Origin of the sequence: Nocardia sp. NPDC006982, assembly GCF_042869435.1 — a bacterium.
Lineage (GTDB): Bacteria > Actinomycetota > Actinomycetes > Mycobacteriales > Mycobacteriaceae > Nocardia.
In genome coordinates this window covers 1-23,876 of record NZ_JBIAFV010000026.1, presented here as the reverse complement: position 1 = coordinate 23,876, position 23,876 = coordinate 1, and the positions used below count along the sequence as shown (strand labels likewise).

Here is a 23,876-nt window from a genome sequence, read left to right as displayed (position 1 = left end):
TCGGGCATCGGATAGGGCGTGTTCATGCTGGCACGGCGTTCCATACGGTCGCCCGCAAGTTCCGAGCTCCAGTTTTCGCTCTTCGAAGTGCTGTTGGAAGTCGTTCCACTCCTGCTCGTTCGGCTCTCGGTACTCGTCATCTGGCCGCAATGCGCGCCGTTTGTCGACGAACAGCCGATACGCTCGCACCAGTTCCTCGTCGAAGACCGCTGCGTACGCCTGGACCATGTTGAGGTCCTTGTGGCCCAGTATTTTCGCGACGATGTGGATGGGCAGGCCGCCGCGTCGTGCGGATCACGGTGTTCGACCCGCATATCGCCCTCGGCAGACCCGGCGCCGACGCCGACCCCCAGGTCCTCGTGACCTGGCGTGAAGCGCCCGCCGTCCCGCAAACCCCGATGACTCTGCAGTCGGCGGTATACACCCGCGACCTACCCAAAACCAAGCACGTCGGCCTGTTCGGCGCCCTCTACCAGCGCCGCCTCGCCCAACGCGACGGCGCCGACGATGTCCTTTTCACGACGGCTGATGGCACCATCACCGAGATCGCGACGTCCAACATCGGCGTCATCTCCGAGGGCCAGCTGATCTGGCCGCAAGCCGAGGTGCTGCCCGGCATCACTATGCGCCTGCTCAGCCAGACCCTGGATGAGGACGTCGTCGTCAAACCCATCACCCTGGCCGAACTGCCGCACGTCGACGCGGCCGTCGCGACCAACGCCGCGGTCGGCGTGCGTCCAGTCGCCCGCATCGACGACATCGACCTGCCCGTCGACCACGAGATGATCGACCGGCTCCGCGCGGAATACGAATCCATTCCCCCGCAACGAATCTGACGCGCACCGCAGCACCGCTGTGATTAGGCTCAGACCCCACCGCTCGGGAAGGGAGGACCCCGCGATGGCCATCGTGGTCCGGAGCTGGACCGGCTCCGAAGCAGCCGCACTTCGAGACGCCCGGCGGATGAGTCTGATCGAATTCGCGGCGCATATCGGCGTCAACCCCCGTGTGATCTCCCGCTGGGAAGCCGGCGGCGCGAACATCCGCCCCCGCCCGGTGAACCAAGCAGCCCTCGACACCATCCTGTCGCGCCTGAACGACGACGAACTCGCCCGGTTCGTCGAAGCGATATCTCCCACCGCCCTGAGCGACGCTCACGACACCGACGTCATCGAGCAACGCACCAACACCCGCCATCCCGCCGACGGCAAGTTGATGACCTGGGTGCCCGAAGGAATCTTCCTCGCCGGACCGCAAGACCAACCCGTGTGGGTGGCCGGATTCTGGATGGATGTCTTCCCTACCACCAACGCCGACTACGCGCGATTCGTTGCCGCCCACCAACATTCCACACCCCAGCATTGGAACGGCCCGACCCCCGCCTGCGACATCACCGACCACCCCGTGGTCTGGGTCAGCTGGAACGACGCCAACACCTATGCCCAATGGGCCCACAAAGCTATGCCGACCAGCCAACAATGGGAGAAAGCCGCCCGAGGCTCCCGCGGCAACACCTGGCCCTGGGGCAACCAGCCGACCCCGGCCAAATGCAATGTCCGCGGCTCCGGGCCCGGCACCACGACGCCGGTATCTACCTACGCCAGCGGAGTCAGTCCATTCGGCATCTACGACCTCGTCGGAAACACCTGGGAATGGACGACCACCGAGACCACCACCGACCGATTCGAGCTCAAAGGCTCCGCGTTCACCAGCCCATTCGACCGAGGCGAACCCGCCGCATTCAACGATGCCTCGCGCAGCATGCTCGACGATGACACCGGATTCCGTTGCATCACAGGAAATCTCGTGAGTGAGGCAGTTTCAGTCGAGCGTCAGATGACACTCGACGTCGACCGCAGCCGAAGTCATTGAGGCACTCGCGCTCAATCGGGGCGCGACGTTCGTCGTGTTCGCGCCTCGCCTCTCGGCCAGCACACGGCCGTCAAAAGAACGACTCCGGGGACTTCCAGCCGACCGAGGCCCGCAGTGCCCGGTACTCGACCACCGTCGGCACGCGTTCAACAATCTGCACGGGCTCCCCCACCTCGGCGTGTGAGAGGTCGGGATTCTGGCCCAGCATCGTCACTGCTGGTGTGTCTGGGTGATTGTCGGTGCGATGCAGCCATTTTCGGTCGATCACTGCTTGGACATCGGTGGTGCGGTGGTGCGCCAACAGCAGGGCATGACAGATCACGTCCGCGATCTCGTCATCGACCGCTTCCTCGAGCTCGGCGGGTGATTTGCCGCGCGGGCGTCCTTGCCCGGACGCGGCTAGGAACCACTGGACCAACTCGCCCGCTTCCTCGGCGACCTTCAGCATCAGCCATTCGCCGGTCCGAGAAAACCCATGCCGATGCGCGTATCGCCGCGACACCGCATCCAATTCCGCACCCAATCCATACCACCACCTCTCCGAGTCAGTTGCTGCGCGTTCACCCTCCTCCTCTCCGATCTGAACGGTCCCGAGTTCGGGGCGCACGTGATGCTCCGGAAGGCGATCCTGCCGATCTGTGACAGTGCTGCCGAGAGGTGTGCCATACCGCCTTCGATCGCCGTGCACGACACGTACTGCTCGCGACAACAGCCGGAGTCGTTGTCTTTCGGGTGAATATGACCACCGCCCGTGGCGCGCAACGTCGATGATGCAGGCGGTTCGGCCATGACGGCGGTTCAGGCCGTCTTTCTGGGTATTCCGATCGTCGAGGCGGCGGCATAGATGGCTCCGAGCCGTTCTCGCAGTTCGGCGTCGGTGACCAGACGTAGCGCCTGTTCGTGGATTTCGTTGACGGTGGCCAATGTGTCGCACTGCTGTGCTAAGTAAGCGGCGAGAATCTGGCGGCTCGGCTGCGCAGCGGTGGCGGCCGCGCGGGTCGCGAAGAGCATGGTGAGCGGAAACGCCCAGCAGGCGTGGAGCAGGCCGAACGCGGGACGTTGAGCCTTCTTCCATGGTGAGTAGAAACTGGCCTGGTCGCTGATCGTGGTGCTGGTGGCCGCGAGTGCGTCGTTGAGCCAGTTGTGGCCGGCTTCGTGGATGATGTCTCGGGCCAGGATGGATGGGTCCGCTGTGTGATCGAGAAACACGGTGCCCGGTAGCCGGCTGATGGTCCAGCTGTTGAGAGTGGCGTCGGGGCTCTTGGTTTCCAGCAAGCACACGATGGGCGCATGGTTGTCAACGAGTTGGCCGAAGCCATGCTCTGTGGCGATGCCGAGTGCCTCGGCGGTGAGTTCGACCAGAGCTGGAGGTGCTGCCTCGGTGTCGGGGCCGAGAAGGTAGTACGGAGTCTCGGCGATTGGCGACACGTGCATACCGGCGCGGCTTGGAGCCTGGATGACTTTCGGTCCGCGAGAGGTGGATTCGAACCACGATGCCGGTGGGTCGGTGACCGCGGCGCGGTACCACGCGAAACGGTCTCGGTCCCCAGTGCGTGCGGCCTGTTCTGCGCCTTCGAGGCAATGGTGGGCGAGGGCGTAGTTCATCTCGAGATGATTGGGATCGGGGCCGGCACCGGCGCCGAAAGCTCCGACGAGCCTTTGAATGGTCTCGGTTCGGGAACGATGAAACATGGTGATGCGGGGAAGTTCGAAGATCGCATCCAACTCGTTCACTCGGGCACCCCTTTTCGTTCTGAATGTGGTCAGCGCGGTGACTGCGGTGCCATTTGCGCCGCCGCAGTCACCGCGCAGTTCTCTGCCGGCGTCGATTACCGCTCGGCGGCGGTCCAGCCGTCGGAGATGATGCTGGAGGTGTGAGCGGTGGTGCGGATCCGGGAGTCGTCCGCACGCAGTTCCTCGACCGTCTGCAGGAAGTCGGTCATCTCGTCAGTCATGTTGGCCATGGTTGTGAAATCCATTCTGTTGCAATCCAATACGGTTTCAGCGTTGTCTGTGGTGTTGTCTGACTGGCGTTCTCCTGTCCTGGTCCGGTCACGACGTTGTCGCCGTGGTGGTGCGGATGGCGTCGCGCTGCAGCGCATTTCGGAATTCCGTCATGGTTGGCCGGTCTGCCGGGCTGTGTGAGAGTGCGGATGAGAGCACAGCGCCCAAGGGGGTGGGGATGCTCGCGAAGGATGGGGGCACTGCGAGTCGGGGGATGTCGCCGAGAAGTACTCGATAGGTGAACACCGCCAGGCTGAATACGTCGGCGGCCGGTCCGGCACTCTGGTAGTCGGTGCGGTATTCAGGTGGCCAGTGGACTTCGGGGCCGCGGCAGCGGGGACCGCGTGGGATGTTCAGGCGGCGGGCGGCGCCGAGGTCGGTGATGAGGCCGCGTCCGTGGTCGATCAGGATGTTCTCTTGGTAGACGTCGCGGTGTACGACTCCGCGGCCGTGGAGTTCGGCGAGTCCTTCGGCGATGTCGGCCAGGATGGATAGTTGCCCGGCGAGTGCCGATGGTTCGGTTCCGGCGGTGGCCATCAGGGTGGCGAAGTTGCCGTCGGGATAGTGCGGCATGGTGTACCAGTCGAAGTCCTCGCATTGGCCTTCGGCGAGCAGCGGGACGACGTGGGGTGCTCCGGTGCATTCGCGGGCGAGGTCGGATTCGTGGTGGAAGTCGCTGCGCGCCATGGTTCGTTCGGCGGGGCTCATTTGCTGGTACCAGTAGAAGCCGTACGCGGCGGCCCGGTCGTCCTCGGGCATCGCGGCGAGCACGTGGTTGCTGCCGAATCCGGCCTTCACCACGACTGATTCCTCTCCGTCGCGGTGCGCGAGTACCAGGGTGCTCGAGCGGGTGAAGGCGAGGAGGTTCTGTATGTGAAAGCCGTGGCGGCGAAGTTGGTCCAGGACCCATCCCGCCGGGTGCAGAGGGTGTAGCTCCATCACAACGCTTCTCCCGGAACGGGCCGGTGCAGGTGCAGGTGGTCGAGGATCTCCTCGCAGACGCGGTCGGTGTCGCGGGGAGTGAGCAGTCTTCGGCGCCAGAGCGGGCGGTTGACCGTGTGCTGCCAGGCGTTTGCGGCCTGCTTGTAGAGGCGGTGCAGTTGCAGGGCAGCGTCGGGGGCATCGCCGGGGCGGGCTGCGGTAGGTCTGGGGGCGAGTCTGCGACGGCAGATCTCGGGTGGGGTGGTCAATACGACGGTGAGATCCGGTTGGACACCGGATGCTGCCGTTAAGGTGCTGAGGTAGTGCTCGACTGGGCGAGTGTGGGTGGCGGCGAGCAGACATGCCGAGGAGAGGATGAGCCGGTCGGCGAGGACGTGCTGTGCTCGGGCGGCGGGGACGATATTGTGCCGGGCGTGCATGACCAGGTCGTCGAGAACTGCTGTGGTGGCGGTATTTTCATCGACAAGGGCGCGACCGGCGCGCAGCGCGACCAAGGTGCGTGTGGCTGGTAGTGACAGCCACGAGAACTGGCCGAGGTGGGTGATTGCGATGCCGCGGTCGGCGGCGCAGGTGAGTATTCGATCACGGAGCGTGGATTTGCCTGTGCCGGCGGCACCTTCGAGGGCGATCAGCATGGTGGTTTCTCCGAAGCGGGACTTCAGCTGGCGTCGGCGAATAGCCAGCTGATGAATTTGCGGGCGAGGCCGGTGATTACCGGGGTCGTGCCGTGTGTGAGCTGTGATCCGTACAGCAGGGCGGTTCCGGGTTCGGGATCGACGCTCCAGCGGGTGCGTGCCATTTCGCGGAACCAGGGCGAGGAGTTGTCCGCGCCGTCATGGGCGAACATCATCCCCGGCGCGTATCCGGGGCAGGCCGAGGCCACGCCGGGGTTCCACAACCGGGGATCGGAGGTGGTCTCGACGTAGAAGTGCCCGCCCTCGCATCGCGCACCGAGGCTGACGCCGATGCCCGCGATCTGGCGGGGCCAGCGTCGTGGGTCGGGGGCGATTCCGTCCAGGTGCGGTGTGATGTGTTGTCCGGCACTGTATTCCACGTATGTCCACGGTCGGCACGAGGTCACCGACGGCAGGATTCGCGCCAGGGTTGGTTGGGCCCGTTCGAAGGCGTCCTGGAGGATCTTCTCGGCCGCCGCGGGGATGTCCGGGATCTCGAGCCGCCCGGCCGGCTCGTAGACCAACATCGCCTCCTGGGCGCTGTGGCCAGGGATTTCGTGGATCGACACGGTCCGGTTGTGTTCGAGTTCGGCCCGGTCGGTGTTGGCCAGGTAGTCGTCCATGATGGCAATGAGCTCGCGGTCGTTGGCGGCGGTGAGGAATTCTTCGATGCTGCCGATGGCCAGGGTTTCACCGAGTCCGATCAACGATGGCTCGTTCATGTCCCCTCCGGGTGTGTAGTACTCGGGTGATGTCGGCGAGGTCGGCGCAATGATTGAGCCAGCTCGTGACCGGCTGATGCCCGATCGGCCGGTCCCAGAGCACCATTAGTTCGCAGACCAGGGGAAACCGGTCTCTCGGTGGATCATCGCAGCGACCGATATCCGGATGCTCCAGGGCGCAGGCGCCGCCGAACTCCTCGTCGAAGACCTCAGCGAGCTGGGCGCCGATCCTCGCGCACCATTCGGCACGTTGCTGCTTGGGCGGTACGAGATCGGCGTAGGTGGTGGTCTCGACCTCGAGCCAGGCATCGGCGATCGCCGCGGCGCTGTGCCGGATCAGGCAGCGCGCGCAACAGGAGATCAGGTCGGACCGACACACACGTACCCTGAGCGAGGCCGCGATATCAATCGGAACCGCCCACGCCGTATCGGCCAGGCCAGGTGACAAGGGCGCAGGCTGTTCTGCCTTGTCGGGGCGGTGGCGACAGCAGATCTGGACCGGCGTTGGGTGCGCTGGCCGCGGTTTGTTGGCTAGGGCGGGTTCGATGAATGCGATGTGGAAATAGGCGATCCGGCCGAGGAGTTGGTGCACTGTGATCATCTCATCGACGTTCATGCCGCGCCGCTATCGGCGTGAGACGCTGTGCTGCAACCACATTCGGCAAGGGTATCCAGTGAGGTGGAGGTAAGTGCATTCACCATGACGGAGGTCGCGGAATCGAGGTCGGCGAAGTAGGTAAGCCAGTCGGAGCCCTCGGTGCGTTCGAACCGTACATCCAGCACTGGGAACCGGGCGTCGGTCGTGGTGCAGGACAGGTCCGCGCGGCCGATGACGACCTGAATAGATTCGGGTGCAAGGGATTCGATCGAGGCGACGGCGCGGCACAGCGCGGTGGCGACGGTGGCGTATTCGTCGGCGGTACGCGGGAGGATCCCGACGCGACGTTCGGCTGGGGTGAGCGTCAGTCCGGTGTAGGGATGGCCCTGGCAGCTGTCGTAGGTCACCAATCCCCACCTGGTGGTGATCGCGTCGACCAGCGGCCATACGCCGGGTTCGATAGCCTTGCGCCACAGCGGATGCAGCGGATCCAGATCATCGGCTTCGTGCGTGCCTGGGGTGCCGACGGTGTTGATGTTGCCGTGCGTGCTGACCTCCAACCGTACGGGCTGGTGGGGAGCCTGCGGGTCGCGCCAGCGGCCGAGGAACCCGGCGACATCTGCCATTGCGTTGATCTGTCGCGGACGCGCATGCACCCGTCGGCAGAATATGGCGGAAGGAGCGGCAGGGGTGGCGATCAGGGCCGCAACACCGTCGATCAGCCGCATCCGGTATCGGCAGTAGTCCTCGTCATTGCCGGCGGCGGCGGCGACAGCGCGCAGCCGCGTGGCCAAACAGCCGCCGCCACAGCTGTTTCGGTAGCGACAGGTGCTGCATTTGCCGGTCAGGGACCAGCCCTTCGCCAACAGCGGTAGTTGCCTCTGTGCAGCGGCGATCTCGTGTGCTGCCGTGAAATCGGGTAACTGGCCTAATTGTGCGTCGGGCCAGGGCAATTCGTCGCAGCTGCCGAACTTGCCGTCGGGATAGAGGGTGAACACATGGTCGCACTTGAGGTTGGAGAAGTGGCAGAACCCGGTGTCAGCGCCTCGCAGCCGCCGAATCGCTGAGACGACCGGCTCGAGTTTCACTTTCCGGTGCGCCCCGCCGTGTACCCATCGCACCGCGGCGGCGAGAACGAAATCGGCGTACTCGTCGGGGGTGATCGCCCATGCCGGTCCTGCATCGGATATGTTGGCGCGCTGCGAAATTCGACTGGGTGATTCCCGGTTGCCAGTGGTGGCGGTCTGTTTCGTGATTGACGAGTCGAAACAGGGGACGAAACTGATCGCGTCGACTGCGGGGAAGCTTGTCAGATGATCCAGAACGGCCGTCGCCCGGCCGAGTACGGCGGGGGTCACCGCGGTGATGATGCCGACCTTGCGGTCGCGGGCACCGCATCGCTGCAGTGCGGCGACGATGGCGGGGTAGATTTCCTCGCCGTCGTAGCCGACGCGCCAGATGTTTCCGCGGCGGTCGCCGTCGAGGGAGATCCCGATCCGCAGGTCGGGATACACCTCGTCGAACAGGTCCAACCACGAATCGTCGAGGCGGATTCCGTTGGTTTGCAACGTCGCGCGTTGTACCAGCGGCTGTTCGGCCAAGGCGGCGAGCACCTCACGGATGTAGGGCTGCCCGGCGGTCAGGGGTTCCCCGCCGTGCAGCTCCACCACCAACCGACGACCGCCGAACAGCTGCGGCAACCGCGCTATGTCCTCGACACTGATACGGGCGCCGCCTGGGGATTCCTTGCGTTTCTCGTAGCAGTAGAGGCAGTCGATGTCGCAGGTCTCTCCGCGCAGCTTGAGGATGACCGACACCGCTGTCTCGGTGCCGGTTTGCGTCATCGTCAAGTACGGGCTGTCGTTGTCCCCGTTCACAGGCTCACTCCCAACCGGAATCGGTGGCTTGGTCTGGTTCAGTCGACGAGGCGGCCGAGCAGGGCGCCCTGTCCTGATTGCAGGACGTGGGCGGCTTCGAGCGGAATCCAGAAGCATTCGAACCGTGTCGGTTCTGCCTCGCCGTCGTGGTCTTCCTGGCTTGCCCACCGGTCCGGCGCGTCCTGGCACAACTCCAGTTCGAAGAAGTGCCGGTGCTGGATCTCGAACCGGTAGGGGCTGATGTCGTACTCGGCTTCTCCGAGTTTGCGCACGGTCTTGAAGTCCGAGAGCCCGGTCTCCTCACGTGCTTCGCGCAGTGCCGCGTCCTCGGGCGTTTCCCCGGTGCGTATGCTGCCGGCGGGCACCTGGATCCCGACTTCCTCCCACGAGTAGTCGGTGTGCCGGAACACCAGCAGTTTGCCGTCGCGAACGACGTAGACCAGTACCTTCTCCTTGACGACCTTCTCGGGCATCAGGGGCAATCCTTCCTGCGAATCTTGGAATCACGGTGGCGTGGAATGAATGAGCTGCCAGGCCGAGCGCAGCCCTGCGACGGCACGTACGGCCGTCTCCAGCCGGGCAGTCTAGTAGCGGACCCACTGTGTTCACCCTGGCGCCACACCGCCGGGTCTGTCGTCAAATAGCCTGTGTTCCAGAGTTTTTCGCGATTGCGCAGATAGTGGATCGGTGTGTTGCGGTCTGCGGCCTGCCTCGGCGCGAGTGATCAGAGCGTCCAGCAGATCCGCGAGGCTGTCGGGCACCGTGGTTGCGGCACTGGAATGGAAGCGACGACACTCGCTGATCAACGCGGACAACTCCGGATGGTCAGCCCAGTACGACGCCTCATCACCGCTGGTGGCCGCTCGATCGAGAACCGCGGTCAGGGTCACCGACTTCTCGGCGGCCGTAATCACGTTGGTAATCGGCCCGGCCGTGCCCAGCATGGTCATCAGGCGTGCGACATCGTGCGGAGAGCATCCGGTTGCCAGCTCGTCGAGATCGGCGCCATCGGCGGCGGGATCGATCTCACCGGCTCGATGCAGCAGGGCCGCGGCGATCCACTCCGGCTCCGCCCCGGGGGCGTGATCACCGATCGTATTGGCCACCGCGACCGCGTGCGCCAGGGCGGTAGTCCCGGTCACCTGGTTGTCGTGGCCCGCATACCTAGCGCGCGCCATTCGCAGCGCCGCAACGACAAGCGGGTGCTGATGCATCGGCAGCATAGGCATTGCGTTCGGGCACCTTTCGGGCATGTGAGCGGTCTGAGGAGTGCAGCGCAGGCAACCTCTTGCTGCTGCGGGGATGGGGATGTCGAACAGCCGACCTTCCGCTCGGAAGAACGGGCCAGCGAAGATCACCGCCGCCGCGGGCGGACGAGTCATCGCGTACACCACGAGCGGAACTCCCTTCGAACAGGTGGCGCCCCAGAACTATTCACACCATCCAGGGCGCTGCCGCTCTTCACGGACTGGAGGTGCCAGCTGTTCGAGCGAACACATTCACGTTGTCATGGGCGAAGCTCCGCGACCATGCGCTGTCGTCCTAGTTCTGCCCTAGTTCTGTGGTCGAACGGCTACCGTAGGTGCGCGGCAACGACGGATACGGATGGGGGATGATTCGACGTATGGGTTCGGTGGTGGCGCGGTGGACCGGGCGGGAGGCACGTGCCCTGCGCGAGGCCAAACGGATGAGCGTCCGGGAGTTCGCTGCCCACCTCGGAGTCAACGACGCCGCCGTATCGAACTGGGAACGCCGCGGCGCCGACGCAAGGCTGCGGTACGAGACTCAGCAGATCCTCGACATGGACCTCACCCAGTCCGGGCCCGACGTGGGCGATCGGTTCGAACTCATCCTGCGAACCGAGACGGCCGACGAGCCAACGCCTGTGGAGGTGCAGGCTGAGGAGCCATCAGCGCGGGCGTATCTCGGTGATCGCTCCGGTCAGCGGACAGCAGTGCTTCTTGATGCCGTCGGATCGGAACTTGCACAAGCGAGCTATCGACCGGATCGAGCCGCCGTCGAGCGTTTCGCACAGTTCCTTGACTCCCCGTCCAGGGCATTCGTACTGGCCGGACGCGCCGGGAGCGGGAAAACCCGATTCACCCAGCACGTGGCAGACACGATGTCGGCCCAAGCCGATTTCCAATTCCACACCTGCTCGACGTGGACTCCGGCCAGCACGGACCTTGCGACCGAGATTCTTCGATACGCCTCCTTGAGGAGCGCAGACGATGCCCTGCTGAGTCTGGAACGGGCCTCTGGCTCGCTCGAGCGCCCATGTGTTGTCGTCATCGATGGAGTGGATGACGACAATCAGCTCGTCGTGGTCGGCCGCCAGGTCGACAGCATTCTGCGACAGGCGAATTCGAAGAATCTGCGCTTCGTCATCGTCGCTCGCACCCCGCCGGAACTCGATCTTTCGGCCTACCCGGTCCTGGCAGCAGCTACCTTCGGCCCCCCGGGTACCGCAGGCGCGGCGTCGTACTCGCTGACTGCGTGGACCCCGGCCGAGGCCAGGCAGGTGTGGGAACAGCAGCGCCACGACGATCATGTGCCGCTCACGGCACTGCCGGAGTCGGTGCAATCGCTCGCGAGAATCCCCCTGTACATGCAAATGCTATGTAATGCAGGAGATTCTGCCGAGAAAGACCGCCAGGTCAACGGAGCGTTTCACCTGGTCGATCGTTGCGTACGAACACTTCTCGCCTCCGGCGGCGGACACCCTGTCGAGGTTGTCATCAACCATCTGACGCAGATCGCTTGTGAACTGATGCCCGAGGTCATCCCCGAGTCGCTGACCGATGCGGTACTGGTCCCGAGCGACCTCTCTCGCATAGATCTCGGGCGAGCTGGGGTGCCGGTCGTCGAGCAGGCGCCCGGCGGAGGAATTCGGTTCAGCCATGACGTATTCCGCGAGTATTTCCTGGCGACCCGGATCGTCGAGGAGATGACCGCGCGCGGCCGATCCGCGGCGAGCGTCACCGCCTTCAACGAACTCGCCGCTCACGCCACCCGGTCCGCAGTGGTGCAAGGCGTCTTCGATTTCGTCGTCTGCGCCCTGAGCACATCTGCGCCGAACCTCGTTGACATGATCGCTCTGGCACCATCGACCACACTGGATGCCGCGCTGCCTATGTTGATCGAATCAGCAGCGGCACAGGGCATATCCGTCTCCGATGATGTTCTCCGCGCATGTGCGCACCGCTGCACCCAGGCCCCGGCACGCCAGCTCGCCCGCGCACTCCTTGCCACCCCGAATCTTCCTGCAGGGCTTGCCGGTCAGCACGCGCATTGGGTGATCAAGCAACTGCAGATCCATGGCTCGCAGATGTGGGAAGACATCGCCCGCCATATCGAGCACGTCCTCGATATTCGGATAAGCAGCCGCATACTCGAGCGCATCGACCTCGACCATGTGGGGGAAGCCGCGTTTGTCGCCCGCCACTTCGATCTGTTCACCACAGCCGGCCACGACGGCGGAGACCTTCTCGAACAGCTTCTGACGCATCTGGATTGGCGGGTACGCGCCGCGCTCGCCGAAGCGCTACTCGGACACCGCACAATCGCCCGAGTGCACGTCGGCCGGATCGTCGACCGTCTCGTTCGCGACGATGACTACAAAGTCCGAGCAGCCGTCGCCCGTGTAGTCGGAACGTTCGACACCGCCTCAGCGCTGACTTGCCTGCGAACTCTGCTCACCGATCGCAACTGGCACGTGCGCGAGTGCGCCCTGCAGGGAGTCCTGTCCGGAACGCGAACGCCGCTACCGGATCCCGCCCTTTCCAGCACCGTTATCGCCACTGCTGCCAGCGAGACGGACTGGGTTACGCCGCCAGCGTCAGCGATGAAACTCCTGACACGAATTCACCTTTTGGGCACCGACAGCAGCCTCGAGGCGTCGGCAGCCGTGGACGAGAGCCTCTTCGGGCTACTCAGAGAAATCCGGACCGGCTGGATCGCGCTTCCGCCCGGCCTCGAACAATCCCTCATCGCTCGCGGCGAATCATCTACGCGCTGGCTCACCACCCGTGAGGCCCGCGCAACTCGGCGACGGTACGCCGTTCAGTCGGACATAGGAAGCGTCGGCGAACAGTACCGGCGGCGGCGCGGCCGCAGGTCGCTCCAGGTCGCTCTTGACGTGCATTCGCTCGATCGTGCTATCACGATCGCCCGTGCCGCCGTGGACGCTGGATCCGATTTCATCGAGGTCGGCGATCCTTTGATCAAACGATCTGGCGTCGCAGCGATCGCAGCGGTCAAACGCGCCGCACCTGACACGACGGTCGTGGCCGAAATGATGTCCGCCGACTGGGGGCGCGACCAAGTCGAACTCGCGGCCGAAGCCGGCGCCGACGTCGTGCTCCTCATCGGGCCAGCATCCACCGCCAGCGTCTCCGCCGCAGTGACGGCCGCACGCCGCCTCGGCGTCGCACTCGTCCTCGACACGCCGCACGCCCACGTCAACCCCGCGTGGCTGCGCGACATGGAACGCACCGGAATCGACGGCTTCGTCGTCACCACCAACATCGACCTCGGCGTCGGCAGTGACCACCCCCTCGCGACGGCCAGAACGATCCGCAGCTACAGCCAGCTCCCCCTCGCAGTGTCCGGCGGATTCAGCACAGCCGACGACGAACTCACCAGCAGCACCCACTGGGACATCGCCATCATCGGCCGCAGCATCGCCGACGCCGTCGCCCCTACCGATCTCGCATACCAGTTGACCAGCATCGTCCGAAAAATCCATGCACAGGAGCGCCCGTGATCATCACCCCTCTGCAGGTCCAGCACATCAACGACATCCACCACCTCATGGAACTCGGCGAACCCTACATCCGCGCCCGCGGCCTGTCCGACTACTGGCTCTACGCCGAACTGTTCTCCTCGACCTGCCCCGTCATGACCGACGAGGACAACAACATCACCGGCGCCGTGATCGCATTCCGCAGCCAAGACAACCCGGCAGAGCTCTACATCCAGGACGTCATGATCCATCCCGAGCACCGGCAACGCGGCATCGCCCGAGCACTCCTGAACAGCATCCGCACCCAAGCCGAAAAATGGGACTGTCAGCGGATATATCTGACCTCGGAACCGGAAAACCACGCAGCACACGCCACATGGACCACCCTCGGATTCGTCAACGTACCCGGCGACCACCAGATCGACGGCGTCTCGGTCATCACCGACTACAAAGGGCCCGGACGCAGCCGCGCCGTCTACGAATTAGTCTTGAGCCAATGAAACCGCGCTGCGCGGAGATTCACAGCCGACACCCAGTCATATGACACGCGTAAGGGACCCACTGATCCGGACATCGCCCCGCAGCTCTGGAAATACGGCATCCTCGTAAGCGGGCTACTCGAATTTCAGTACGGGGACATCGAACAAGTCCGGGTTTGGTGTGCGTCGTATGTGTGGGTGGGTCACTTCTATGACGAGCATCTCGGTGAGGAACTGGACGTGGGCATCGAGTAGATGGCTTGTGTATCCGGTGGCTGAATACTCTTTGAGGCCAACCGCGACGTGGATGTGTGGTTGGATCTGGCCGGTTTCCGGGTCGTAGGCGAGGGTGCCTCCGCCGAAGGCTTCTACGTTTCGCAGGTGGACTCGCGACCAGACGGGTGCGGCCGGGTTCTCGAGTTGATCGCATGTACCGACGAGGTCGACGTGGCTGAATCCTGCGATGAAGGACGGGATGTAGCCGCCGCGGATGTCGTGGCTGCGGCAGAACTCTGCCAGCGCGGGGTAGAAGTCCTCGCCGTGATCGAAGCTGACCCCGAAGGATCGTCCGAGTGTGAGTTCGTGTGAGCGCATCAGAGGTCCTTGCTGGAATCGTTTGGCCAGGGCCAGGTTTCGGCGGGACGGTAGCCGCCTGCGGCTGCGAAAGCGGCCCTGATTGCGACTATGTCGGTGCCGATGGACAGCAGGGTATGCAGGAGAACTCGTGCTTTGATCGGGTCTAGGTATCCAGCGGAGAGCACGCCCCGGGCGAGCAGATCTCGCTCGGAGCCGGGGAATCCGTAGGTCGATTCGAGCACGGAACCAGCGCCGGTGCGGGAGGCCAGGACTGCGGGAATCCTCGAAGCCAGTGATTCGATACCAGGCACGAGGCGGGCGGGAACGTGGCCAGCTCCCACAGCTGCGAGAACGAGACCGTCGATGTGATCGGCGAGTGCGTGCAGGGCAGTCCCGTCGTCGCCGAGGGTGACGGTGAGGATCGGCACGTGGGTGTCATCGCTGGGTTTGGCTGTGATCGTGAAGCGGTGGCTGAGTTGGTTTAGCAGGCGAGGCCGTCCTTCGACGACATAGCCTAGGGGGCCACCGTTGGGCGACTGGAATGTCGCCGTGCTGATGGTGTGCGTTTTCCGGACGCGGCGGGCGGCGTGGATCTCGTCGTTGAATACGACCAGACACCCTTGGTGGCGAGCTGAGGGGTCAGCTGCGGTTTGAATCGCGGCGAGGAGGTTGGCGGGTCCGTCTGGTCCGGCGAGGGATGGATTGCGCATGGCGCCGGTCACGACAACCGGCTGCGGACCGGTGTGCAGGAGATCGAGCAGGAACGCGGTTTCCTCGATGGTGTCCGTGCCTTGTGTGACGACTACACCGTCGGCATCAGTGAGCCGATCATCGACTGCGGCGGCGAGGGCGGTGATATCGGAGATGGTGAGGGATGCGCCTGGTACTTGGCGAAAGTCCACCACGTCTACGGTGATGCCGGTGTCGGTGAGGCCGGGTACGGCGGTCAGGAGTTGGTCGGCGGACAGGGTGGGCGCGACGCCGCCGGAGGTAATGGTCGACATGGCGATGGTGCCGCCGAGACCGAAAACTACGATGCGGCGACGTGTTTGGACGGTGGGCACCCCGGCAGCCTAGCCATCTTGTCTGGTGAGGTCAGCCAGAAATCGGCATGCGCGGTCCAGGCCGATCAGGGAGAGCAGGCGGCTGCGAGGTCGGCTGAATCCGGATGTCCCGTAGTCGGCGATTTCGGCAGCGCGCACGGTCAGCCAGGACCAGTCGAGCCCGAGGTAGTCGGCTAGCGCGTGTAGCCGCAGGGCGGGTGTGGCGGCGGCGAGGATGGAGTGGCTACGTGCCCATCCGGCGGCCTCGTTGAACTCGCGCAAGATCGGGCGCTGATCAGTGACATCGGTATGCCAGATCCGGTCGGTGTTGATCCATGTGGCGACGATCGCACGGTGCGCGTGATCGAGAACGAATCCTGCCGTTGCGGTGTATTCAGCTTCGGTGCAGACCGCGCCAGTGAAGCCGAACGACTCGATCAGCGCGGCGGTGAGCAGCAGTAACACCCGCTCGGGCGCACCTGACTCCGAGACGGCTGAAGGTGGGATACAGAACGCTCTGATCAGGGTCTTCCCGGTGCCGAACATCGTCGCAGTGCGTTGCAGATACTGGTACTTGTGCGCGAAAAGCAGCCATGTGCTGGCTTCCTCACCGCGCTGTTCGCGAGCCCAGAACGTGGGAGTTCCGGAGAGCTGGTCGGCATGGCGCAGGATATGTCGCGCGCAGAAGTCCGAACCCACCCACATCTGAGATACCGCCGACAACTCTTGGGCCAGGTCGGAACCGGCGAGCGAGCGCGGCTGGCTGGCAAGGGTCGCCGACCGCAGTGCTGCCGCGGCCAATTCTGCATCGTCATCGAGCAAAGCGTCATCGAGATTCGTCACCGCCCAGTAGATGGCCAGGGTGAAATCGTCGATGCGGTATGCAGGCGGAACCAGCAGTGGCGCACCACCATTAGAGGCAGCGAGCCAGGTACGTACGCGGCGACGGTCGAGGCCGTAGAATGCGGTTCCCGCGTTTGTGTCTACAGTTGCTATCACCATGCCACGTTGAGCATGGTGCACTGTGAAATCTTCTGCCGTGTCAGTGTTTACGGTAGCAATGATGCGGTCGCCGTCGGATTTCGCTGGCAACACAACTGCCGGAGTCAACGAACCGGCGAAGAACCGACCCGCTGGCATACGGATACCCACGCCCATGCCAGCAGGTACTGGCGGGAAGTGGTCGATTCCCGACAGCGGCGACACCGAGAACTGGCAAATGTGCACCGGTGTCAGTCGCGTCCTCGTCGAACGCGCCATCGCCACCGATCTCGTCGCCGCGCTAAGTAAGGCCATCGACGGCCTGGTGCTCGCCGACCCGATGAACTGGGACACCGATATCGGGCCGATGATCACCGCTGCGGCGGCACGCACCATCACCGACCTCATCGACACCGCCGTGGATGACGGCGCGACGATCCTGCGCGGCGGACCTGTCCGATCAGCACCGACCAGCGGGGCGTATGTCGCACCGACGTTACTCACCGGCACCGCACCCCATGCCCACATCCTCACCGAAGAGGTCTTCGGACCGGTCGCAACCGTGCTGGAAGTCGAGAGCCCCGATCACGCCGCCGAACTCGCGGCCGGATTCGAAACCGGTATCGCGGCTTCGATCTAGACCCGCAACATCGATACCGCCGTAGGACTGGCCAAACGGCTACACGTGGGCACGGTGTGGGTCAACGGATTCGAGACCGACGACCTGACAGTGCCAGCCGGTGGCCGCGGGCCGTCCGGGTATGGACGATCGAAAAGCCTTGCTGTGCTGGAGAAATACTCCGACCTAAAGACCACGTGGATCACCCTGAACTCAGCGTGATCCACCCGGCGTTTCAGTAGGCGCGGGAGAAGATCACCCGTTTGCCGTAGATGGCCGGTGAGCCACAACGCACGCACCGTCCCGTCTCCGGCGGCCCGTTCAGTGGCACGCATCGCGGCGTCGCCGAGGTCACCGCTTTGATGTCGTCCTCACAAGCCGGTTGCCCACAATGCAGCGCTCGCGCACACCCCGTCGCAACAGCGGTCTCGAACGCGTCCCAGTCCTCGACGTCGGCGGTGTGGGTGTCGCGGAAATCGGCTGCCCGAGCCAGCAGGAACGCCTGGAACTCTTCGAGGATGCTCGGCATGAGTTGCGGCAACGTATCCAACTGCACCGACTGCTTACCCTGATCACCCAGACGGCGCACCAGCACCGCAGTCCCGGCCGCGAGATCACGCGGCCCCAACTCAACCCGGACCGGGACTCCCTTGAGTTCCCAATCGTTGAATTTGAATCCCGGACTGAGCTGATCGCGATCATCGACATGCACCCGCACACCTGCACCGCGCAACCTCTCGGCCAGCGCTTGAGCAGCCGCCACCACATCCGCGCCATCGCCTCGGGTGATCGGCACGATCACCACCTGATACGGCGCCAGCCGAGGCGGCAACACCAGACCCCGATCATCACCGTGAGTCAACACGACACCGCCGAGCATTCGGGTACTCATCCCCCACGACGTGGTGTGGCACAACTCTTCTCACCCATCAGCGCTGGCGTAGCGGATACCGAACGCGGTCGCGAAATTCGTGCCCATGTAATGCGATGTACCGGCCTGCAGCGCCTTGCCGTCACGCATCATCGACTCGATCGTCACCGTCGACACCGCGCCCGCGAACCGCTCACCAGCGGTCTTCTCACCCGCCACCACCGGCATCGCCGCGTCCGACAGCCTGTGGCAGGGTCTGTTCGACTACCAATCAGGTGCAATTGTTTGGCCGCCACTGGTGGCCAGGGCGCGCCCGGCTCGGATACGGCTGGGACTGAACCGGGTCGTGCTGAGATGCATCGACGTGATGTGCCGGTTTCTCCTACGTCGGCGTATCAGCCGAGGTCCGGACGCAGAGTCATCGAATCCCACCGGCCCCGGTGATCCCATTCCGGTTCCACTCTTCCTACCGGCCCGTGCACCACAGCCCAGCCCTCGACGACCTCCAAGCCGGTGTCCGCCTGGACGAGCAGCCGTTCGACTAGCGCCTTGAGACCCGTTGCCGCAGCGCGGTACGCGCCACCGCCGCAGCGCCGCGCACGATCAGCCCGGCCGCCACCAGCGGCGCGAACACGATCCACGCGGAGCCCTTGTGGTAGTCGCAGTAGAACCGCAGGGCGCTGCGGTGGTGAGTGCGGACCTTGCGGTAAGGCGCGGACCGCATGCTGCCGCCCTCGCGGTGGCGAATCTCGACGCTCGGATCGAGCACGACCCGCCACCCAGCCCGGTGCATGTCCAGGGCCATCTTGGTTTCCTCGAAGTAGAGGAAATACCGGTCGTCGAACCCACCCACCGCGTCGAACGCCTCGCGGCGAAACAACATGCAGCACCCGGAAATCCAATCCACATCACTCACCTCGGTGGCAGGCTCACCGAAATAGCGGCGCGTGGCGGGATTGCCCGGCCACACACCGCCGAGCACCGCATGTGCGATACCGACCGCCAGCGACGGGAACCGCCGCCCACTCGGGTAAGGAGTGCCGTCCAGCCGGGCAATGCGGGGGCCGATCATTCCGATCCGGTCATCGGACTTCGCCGTCTCGACCAACGCCGCGATCGCACCCGGTGTCAGCTGGGTATCGGGATTCGCCACGAGTATCCATTCCGCGCTGGCGGCTGCGGCACCCTGGTTGATCGCCGCAGCCAGACCGACGTTGCGGGGATTGCGGATGACTCGCCCGCCGAATTCTTCGACAATCTCGGCGCTGCGGTCGGTGGACACGTTGTCGATCCCGATCACCTCCACCGCGTACGGTTCCACCGACGCTGGCAACGTGGCCAGGAATCTGGGGAGGTCTTCAGCGCTCTGGTAGGTGACCAGGGCCAGGCCAACAGTCTTCTCATCCGAGCTGGGCACGACGGCGAACCTATCACCCTCCGGCCGCGTCCGCGCCGGAGATCAAATCATCGACCAGGCAGTCGATCACACTGCCGCGGCCTGTCAAGTCAAAACAACGTGTCACGCACCCAAAGCGGCTAATAACCACCGCAGCTCAAACCGCCGAAAAGCCGACCACCGTCTACACAAACCTCGGCCGTCATTTGTACAACCGGGGAAATATGGAGAACCCGTGCCAACACCGCTATCTCGACGGATGTCCCCGTCAGCCGTGATCGCTTCGGCACCAGCCTCGGGGGCGCGGGGTCTACGTTCGCGACCCCGATGGCCACAGCTACGAGTTGTTCACCGCCGTCCCCTGAACCGCGCCGTCGGAGACGGAATTTTTGCAGGTCGCACCATGGAGACGAGGGGAGCGCACCACCCTCACCGACTGGTCGGTGTCAACTCCGGATCATCCCCGCGTGCGCGGGGAGCACGTGTTCCACCCGGCCTGGCGGAGTTTCTCCAGCGGATCATCCCGCGTGCGCGAGGAGCACGGGTCGCGGCTGCGCGCGGAGGAAACCCGCGCCGGATCATCCCCGCGTGCGCGGGGAGCACGAGGAAGGCTTCGCTGAATGGTCGGCAACCGGCGGATCATCCCCGCGTGCGCGGGGAGCACATCAAGCCCGATTCGAGCCGGGGCCGCTACCGCGGATCATCCCCGCGTGCGCGGGGAGCACGTCGAGCTCGCTCAGTAGCGCTATCAACTCCCCGGATCATCCCCGCGAGCGCGGGGAGCACTGTTCACACCGTAGCGAGCAGCCAGCTCGTCCTGCGGATCATCTCCGCGTGCGCGGGGAGCACGCCGGTCTCTTCGAGTACCTCGCGCCGTACGCCGGATCATCCCCGCGTCCGCGGGGAGCACTGGTTGATCGTCTTGCGATGTTTGGCGACCTGCGGATCATCCCCGCGTGCGCGGGGAGCACTCATGCCGGGCTCACTCACGAGGGTCCCCGTTCGGATCATCCCCGCGTGCGCGGGGAGCACCTCACCATGATCGAATACCTGTCAACCACCGGCGGATCATCCCCGCGTGCGCGGGGAGCACGCCGACCGAGTGGCGTGAAAAGATCTGGGCGCCGGATCATCCCCGCGTGCGCGGGGAGCACTTGGGTGTGGATCGCGACGACTACCGGTTGTGCGGATCATCCCCGCGTGCGCGGGGAGCACCCGGCATCCCAGGTGCCCATCGGGAACGGACCCGGATCATCCCCGCGTGCGCGGGGAGCACATCGTGAAGTACTCGGCGGTCTCGGTGAGTGCCGGATCATCCCCGCGTGCGCGGGGAGCACGATGGTCGAGCGGAAGCCCAACGGACACAACGCGGATCATCCCCGCGTGCGCGGGGAGCACGGCGGCGAGACGATACCGGGCACGCCGATACCGGATCATCCCCGCATGCGCGGGGAGCACTGGCGGATGGTTGCCTCGGCGAGGTCGGTTTTCGGATCATCCCCGCGTGCGCGGGGAGCACGGTAGCACCCGGTGCACTTAAGGACAGGTGCCGGATCATCCCCGCGTGCGCGGGGAGCACCCGGGGGAAAGGAAGGTCTTGCCAGCAATTTTCGGATCATCCCCGCGTGCGCGGGGAGCACCTCCTGACCTTCACGCGCGTGGGACCTTGGCCCGGATCATCCCCGCGTGCGCGGGGAGCACGCCCCACAAGCAAACAGGTACCGATCAACACGCGGATCATCCCCGCGTGCGCGGGGAGCACGGGCGCCGTTGCCGCCAGTCCGACCAGCCTTGCGGATCATCCCCGCGTGCGCGGGGAGCACAACCGTCCAGATTGCCCAGCGCCTGGCGTGCAAGGATCATCCCCGCGTGCGCGGGGAGCACTCGGCCAGATTGTGCGCCTCCTCCAGGATTTTCGGATCATCCCCGCGTGCGCGGGGAGCACGAGACGTCTTGCGTCTGAGTCTGGTCAACGGGCGGATCATCCCCGCGTGCGCGGGGAGCACGCCACGTCGGGAACCATCAACAACACGTCTACCGGATCATCCCCGCGTGCGCGGGGAGCACGTCGTGTCCGCGGTCCCAAGCAGCGGTGTCGTCGGATCATCCCCGCGTGCGCGGGGAGCACTCGTCGTTGTCCTCGTGCACCCCGAACCTGTGCGGATCATCCCCGCGTGCGCGGGGAGCACGTAGGCGCTGGAAACTTTCACCGTGTCGCACACGGATCATCCCCGCGTGCGCGGGGAGCACTCCGGGACGATCGGCGCGGGGTGGTGTTGGAACGGATCATCCCCGCGTGCGCGGGGAGCACGGGTCGATGCGCCGCAGCCCCGAACTAAGGCGAGGATCATCCCCGCGTGCGCGGGGAGCACACTTGTTGACCTGGTCTTTCCCGGGTGGGATCAACGGTTTTCATTCGGTTTCATTCGGATGTCGTCACTGGGAATGTTTGCGCTTCGACTGCTATTTCGGTTTGAATTTTCGCCTGGCGGTGCGGCGGCGCCATACCGTTTCGGATTGGTGTTCGGCATTGTTTGATGAGCTGTCGCGGGTGACTGTGGGTGCTTGTGCGGGGATGTAGTCGGGGACGGTTGTGCGGCCCATGAGTGTGAGTCCGTCGTGATCGACGGGGGTCCAGTCGTGGCCGTGGACTTTGAAGGCGAGGCGTTGCTCGTTGCGTGCGGAGTGCACCATGAGTGCGCGGCCGTCGGCGACGAACTCGATGATGCGTTGCCACATGAGTTCTCGCACTCGCGGTGAGATGTTGCCGACGAACACGCCGGGACTGATTTCGAGCAGCCATCGGGTGAGGTGGCCTCGCAGGCCGGGTGGGACGGCGGTGAGGACCACGATCGTCAAAATTCGTCTCCGTACCCGACTCCGCCGGCGACTTGATGGTCGCGGTCGTCCCACAGGGAGATCACGTCGAATTCGAGTTCGTCGAAATCTGATTCCTCGGTCGGGTTTTCACCGCGTAGGAGGGTTTGGATGTCTCGTGCGCATCGTTGCAGCAGCTTTCCGTTGTGTACTGCGTCGCGGACGCGTCGGCGGGTCACCGCGGCGATGTCGTCGGGTTGTTCGGTTGCGATGTCGAAGGCGATCGGGATGGTCAGCTCGGCTTTGTAGAGATCGGCGATGTCGTAGACGAAGGATCGGTGGTGGCCGGTGTGGACGAATCCGAGGGCGGGTGAGCATCCGAGCGCGACTATGATCGAGTGCACGATTCCGTAGAGCGCGGAATTCGCCGCTGACAGGGCCTGGTTCACGGGATCGCCGGTGTCCCAGTCCTCGGTGTCGTAGTGGCGGCGTTTCCATTCGATGCCGGTGCGTTCGGAGTGTTGGCGATAGACCGCGCGGACGCGGGCGCCTTCGCGGCCGCGCAGCTGCTGCATCGTTAGTTCCGAGACGTCCTCTCCTGGAAAACGAATGGCATACATGGCCCGCGCTACCTGCAGGCGTGCGCGGGTGTTGGTGACAGCTTCGGCTTGCGCGGTGAGTAGCCGTGAGGACCGTGCCAGTGCTATGCCGTGGGCGTAGTACCGCACGCCGCGTTCGCCGACCCACACCACGGTCGATCCGCTGTCGGACATCAGCGAAATCGCTTGATGGGTAATGGTGGTACCCGGCCCGAGCAGCAACACACCGACTGCGGCGGCGGGGACGTGCACGGTGCCGCGCTCGTCGGCGGCCGATGGTGGTCATCGCGGATCGGTCGTTGGGTATGCGAGGGTGAGCAGTCCGCATCCGTAGGATTTCGCGCGCCCGATACCGAAGGTGAGTGAATGTCGTAGTGCGGCAACGTCGGTGACTTCGAGTAGGCCTTCGTAGGTGGCGGTGGCGATGGTGACCCGCCCTTGGCCACGGGTGAAGCGTCGTACGGTGCGGTCGGTGATGGTGAGTTCGACTTCGTCGACGGTGGCATTGGGTGCCCGGCGTGGCAGGATGCGGATGCCGATGCGGGCGGCTCGGTCGAGGAGCCATTGCTGTTGTTGGGCGACGGTGATGTGGGCGAGGGGTTTGGTGTCGGTCCAGCCGTCGCGGCGGGCGGAGTGGACGGGGTTGGCGGTGAGCCGGAACTGCCACTGTTGGCCGATTGTGAGTCGTTCCAGGAGCCGGTCGTAGGGTTTGGTGTCCCAGGTTTCGGTGGTAGGCCAGCCTGCTTGTTCGACGATGTGGGTGAGGTCGGGTTTGTCGGGGCTGGCGATATACAACTCGACGCGGTGGGGGCCGTAGTTGTCCAGGCGCCACAGGATCCGGCCTTCGTTGGTGGCGGTGGCGTCGGCGAATCCGCTGCATACCGCGGCGTGCAGGGCTTGTGGGGAGGACACCAGTGTGCGGGCGCCGCGGCGGCGGGGGTTGATCGGCATTCTGGTCAGGAACAACTCATGCCTCCAACACCGACATGGCGTCGTGCTCGGTGACCGGGGCGGATGTTCCGTGGGGGTTGGCGATGGTGACGGTGCCGCGGACCACGGCGC

20 protein-coding genes, 3 pseudogenes and 1 CRISPR repeat array are annotated in these 23,876 nt (G+C 64.8%); of the genes and pseudogenes, 5 read left to right on the top strand and 18 right to left on the bottom strand.

What is annotated here, in order from left to right:
• Nucleotides 1-287 precede the first annotated feature (287 nt).
• Together ACFYOW_RS45095 and ACFYOW_RS45090 are read left to right on the top strand one after the other, a co-directional pair.
• A complete protein-coding gene (locus ACFYOW_RS45095) occupies nucleotides 288-836 on the top strand; it encodes an aminotransferase class IV (RefSeq protein WP_387297539.1) in 549 nt (182 codons plus the stop codon).
• Nucleotides 837-900: 64 nt separating this feature from the next.
• Nucleotides 901-1,872 (top strand): SUMF1/EgtB/PvdO family nonheme iron enzyme, encoded by a 972-nt coding sequence (locus ACFYOW_RS45090; RefSeq protein ID WP_387297537.1) that lies wholly within the window; start codon nucleotides 901-903, stop codon nucleotides 1,870-1,872.
• 70 nt (nucleotides 1,873-1,942) lie between these two features.
• Here the strand turns inward: ACFYOW_RS45090 and ACFYOW_RS45085 are convergent, their stop codons facing one another.
• The 10 genes from ACFYOW_RS45085 to ACFYOW_RS45040 form a co-directional block, all read right to left on the bottom strand.
• A complete protein-coding gene (locus ACFYOW_RS45085) occupies nucleotides 1,943-2,395 on the bottom strand; it encodes a hypothetical protein (protein WP_387297535.1) in 453 nt (150 codons plus the stop codon).
• Between the two features lie 275 nt (nucleotides 2,396-2,670).
• Complete coding sequence (locus ACFYOW_RS45080) at nucleotides 2,671-3,606, bottom strand: aKG-HExxH-type peptide beta-hydroxylase (RefSeq protein WP_387297533.1); 936 nt, start codon at nucleotides 3,604-3,606, stop codon at nucleotides 2,671-2,673.
• Nucleotides 3,607-3,701: 95 nt separating this feature from the next.
• Nucleotides 3,702-3,827 (bottom strand): hypothetical protein, encoded by a 126-nt coding sequence (locus ACFYOW_RS45075; RefSeq protein WP_387297531.1) that lies wholly within the window; start codon nucleotides 3,825-3,827, stop codon nucleotides 3,702-3,704.
• Nucleotides 3,828-3,924: 97 nt separating this feature from the next.
• Nucleotides 3,925-4,815 carry a protein kinase gene (locus ACFYOW_RS45070; RefSeq protein WP_387297529.1) on the bottom strand — a complete coding sequence of 297 codons (891 nt, stop codon included), beginning with the start codon at nucleotides 4,813-4,815 and terminating at the stop codon, nucleotides 3,925-3,927.
• Nucleotides 4,815-5,453, bottom strand: coding sequence for a hypothetical protein (locus tag ACFYOW_RS45065; RefSeq protein WP_387297527.1), 639 nt, complete (start codon nucleotides 5,451-5,453; stop codon nucleotides 4,815-4,817). The genes ACFYOW_RS45070 and ACFYOW_RS45065 overlap by 1 nt, the downstream gene beginning before the upstream one ends.
• Nucleotides 5,454-5,476: 23 nt before the next feature.
• Entirely contained in the window at nucleotides 5,477-6,214 is a 738-nt protein-coding gene (locus ACFYOW_RS45060; RefSeq protein WP_387297525.1) for a hypothetical protein, read from the bottom strand.
• Nucleotides 6,183-6,830 (bottom strand): hypothetical protein, encoded by a 648-nt coding sequence (locus ACFYOW_RS45055; protein ID WP_387297523.1) that lies wholly within the window; start codon nucleotides 6,828-6,830, stop codon nucleotides 6,183-6,185. The genes ACFYOW_RS45060 and ACFYOW_RS45055 overlap by 32 nt, the downstream gene beginning before the upstream one ends.
• Nucleotides 6,827-8,689, bottom strand: coding sequence for a radical SAM protein (locus tag ACFYOW_RS45050; RefSeq protein WP_387297521.1), 1,863 nt, complete (start codon nucleotides 8,687-8,689; stop codon nucleotides 6,827-6,829). The genes ACFYOW_RS45055 and ACFYOW_RS45050 overlap by 4 nt, the downstream gene beginning before the upstream one ends.
• Nucleotides 8,690-8,727: 38 nt before the next feature.
• Nucleotides 8,728-9,162 (bottom strand): NUDIX domain-containing protein, encoded by a 435-nt coding sequence (locus ACFYOW_RS45045; protein WP_387297519.1) that lies wholly within the window; start codon nucleotides 9,160-9,162, stop codon nucleotides 8,728-8,730.
• A gap of 132 nt (nucleotides 9,163-9,294) precedes the next feature.
• On the bottom strand, nucleotides 9,295-9,918 hold the full coding sequence (locus ACFYOW_RS45040) for a hypothetical protein (RefSeq protein ID WP_387297517.1): 624 nt from the start codon (nucleotides 9,916-9,918) through the stop codon (nucleotides 9,295-9,297).
• Nucleotides 9,919-10,301: 383 nt separating this feature from the next.
• Between ACFYOW_RS45040 and ACFYOW_RS45035 the strand changes: the two genes are divergently transcribed.
• A complete protein-coding gene (locus ACFYOW_RS45035; RefSeq protein WP_387297515.1) occupies nucleotides 10,302-13,454 on the top strand; it encodes an orotidine 5'-phosphate decarboxylase / HUMPS family protein in 3,153 nt (1,050 codons plus the stop codon).
• The gene (locus tag ACFYOW_RS45030; RefSeq protein WP_387297513.1) at nucleotides 13,451-13,933 is read left to right on the top strand and encodes a GNAT family N-acetyltransferase; all 483 of its coding nucleotides are present in this window, start codon (nucleotides 13,451-13,453) and stop codon (nucleotides 13,931-13,933) included. The genes ACFYOW_RS45035 and ACFYOW_RS45030 overlap by 4 nt, the downstream gene beginning before the upstream one ends.
• A gap of 114 nt (nucleotides 13,934-14,047) precedes the next feature.
• Here ACFYOW_RS45030 and ACFYOW_RS45025 read toward each other — a convergent pair whose 3' ends face one another.
• The 3 genes from ACFYOW_RS45025 to ACFYOW_RS45015 are packed head-to-tail and all read right to left on the bottom strand — an operon-like array spanning nucleotide 14,048 to nucleotide 16,533.
• Entirely contained in the window at nucleotides 14,048-14,506 is a 459-nt protein-coding gene (locus ACFYOW_RS45025) for a PPC domain-containing DNA-binding protein (RefSeq protein WP_387297511.1), read from the bottom strand.
• Complete coding sequence (locus tag ACFYOW_RS45020) at nucleotides 14,506-15,552, bottom strand: asparaginase (protein WP_387297509.1); 1,047 nt, start codon at nucleotides 15,550-15,552, stop codon at nucleotides 14,506-14,508. Before ACFYOW_RS45020 ends, ACFYOW_RS45025 begins: the two co-directional genes overlap by 1 nt.
• Nucleotides 15,553-15,561: 9 nt before the next feature.
• A complete protein-coding gene (locus ACFYOW_RS45015; RefSeq protein WP_387297507.1) occupies nucleotides 15,562-16,533 on the bottom strand; it encodes a hypothetical protein in 972 nt (323 codons plus the stop codon).
• Nucleotides 16,534-16,591: 58 nt separating this feature from the next.
• Between ACFYOW_RS45015 and ACFYOW_RS45010 the strand changes: the two are divergent.
• Nucleotides 16,592-17,353 (top strand): annotated as a pseudogene (locus ACFYOW_RS45010) (aldehyde dehydrogenase family protein).
• 13 nt (nucleotides 17,354-17,366) lie between these two features.
• On the opposite strand, the pseudogene ACFYOW_RS45005 reads toward ACFYOW_RS45010, so the two are convergent.
• From ACFYOW_RS45005 to cas6e, 5 genes and pseudogenes are all read right to left on the bottom strand, one after another.
• Nucleotides 17,367-18,236: pseudogene (locus ACFYOW_RS45005) on the bottom strand (proline--tRNA ligase); the annotation flags it as partial.
• A 307-nt stretch (nucleotides 18,237-18,543) separates the two neighbouring features.
• Nucleotides 18,544-19,419, bottom strand: coding sequence for a glycosyltransferase family 2 protein (locus tag ACFYOW_RS45000; RefSeq protein ID WP_387297505.1), 876 nt, complete (start codon nucleotides 19,417-19,419; stop codon nucleotides 18,544-18,546).
• Nucleotides 19,420-19,851: 432 nt separating this feature from the next.
• A CRISPR array of direct repeats spans nucleotides 19,852-21,770; the repeat unit is 29 nt; unit sequence CGGATCATCCCCGCGTGCGCGGGGAGCAC.
• 91 nt (nucleotides 21,771-21,861) lie between these two features.
• The gene (gene cas2e / locus ACFYOW_RS44995; protein ID WP_387297644.1) at nucleotides 21,862-22,248 is read right to left on the bottom strand and encodes a type I-E CRISPR-associated endoribonuclease Cas2e; all 387 of its coding nucleotides are present in this window, start codon (nucleotides 22,246-22,248) and stop codon (nucleotides 21,862-21,864) included.
• Between the two features lie 5 nt (nucleotides 22,249-22,253).
• Nucleotides 22,254-23,069, bottom strand: a pseudogene (gene cas1e, locus ACFYOW_RS44990) (type I-E CRISPR-associated endonuclease Cas1e); the annotation flags it as partial.
• Nucleotides 23,070-23,096: 27 nt separating this feature from the next.
• Nucleotides 23,097-23,780: a type I-E CRISPR-associated protein Cas6/Cse3/CasE gene (cas6e, locus tag ACFYOW_RS44985; protein ID WP_387297503.1), complete on the bottom strand. Its 684-nt coding sequence runs from the start codon at nucleotides 23,778-23,780 to the stop codon at nucleotides 23,097-23,099.
• Nucleotides 23,781-23,876: the final 96 nt, after the last annotated feature.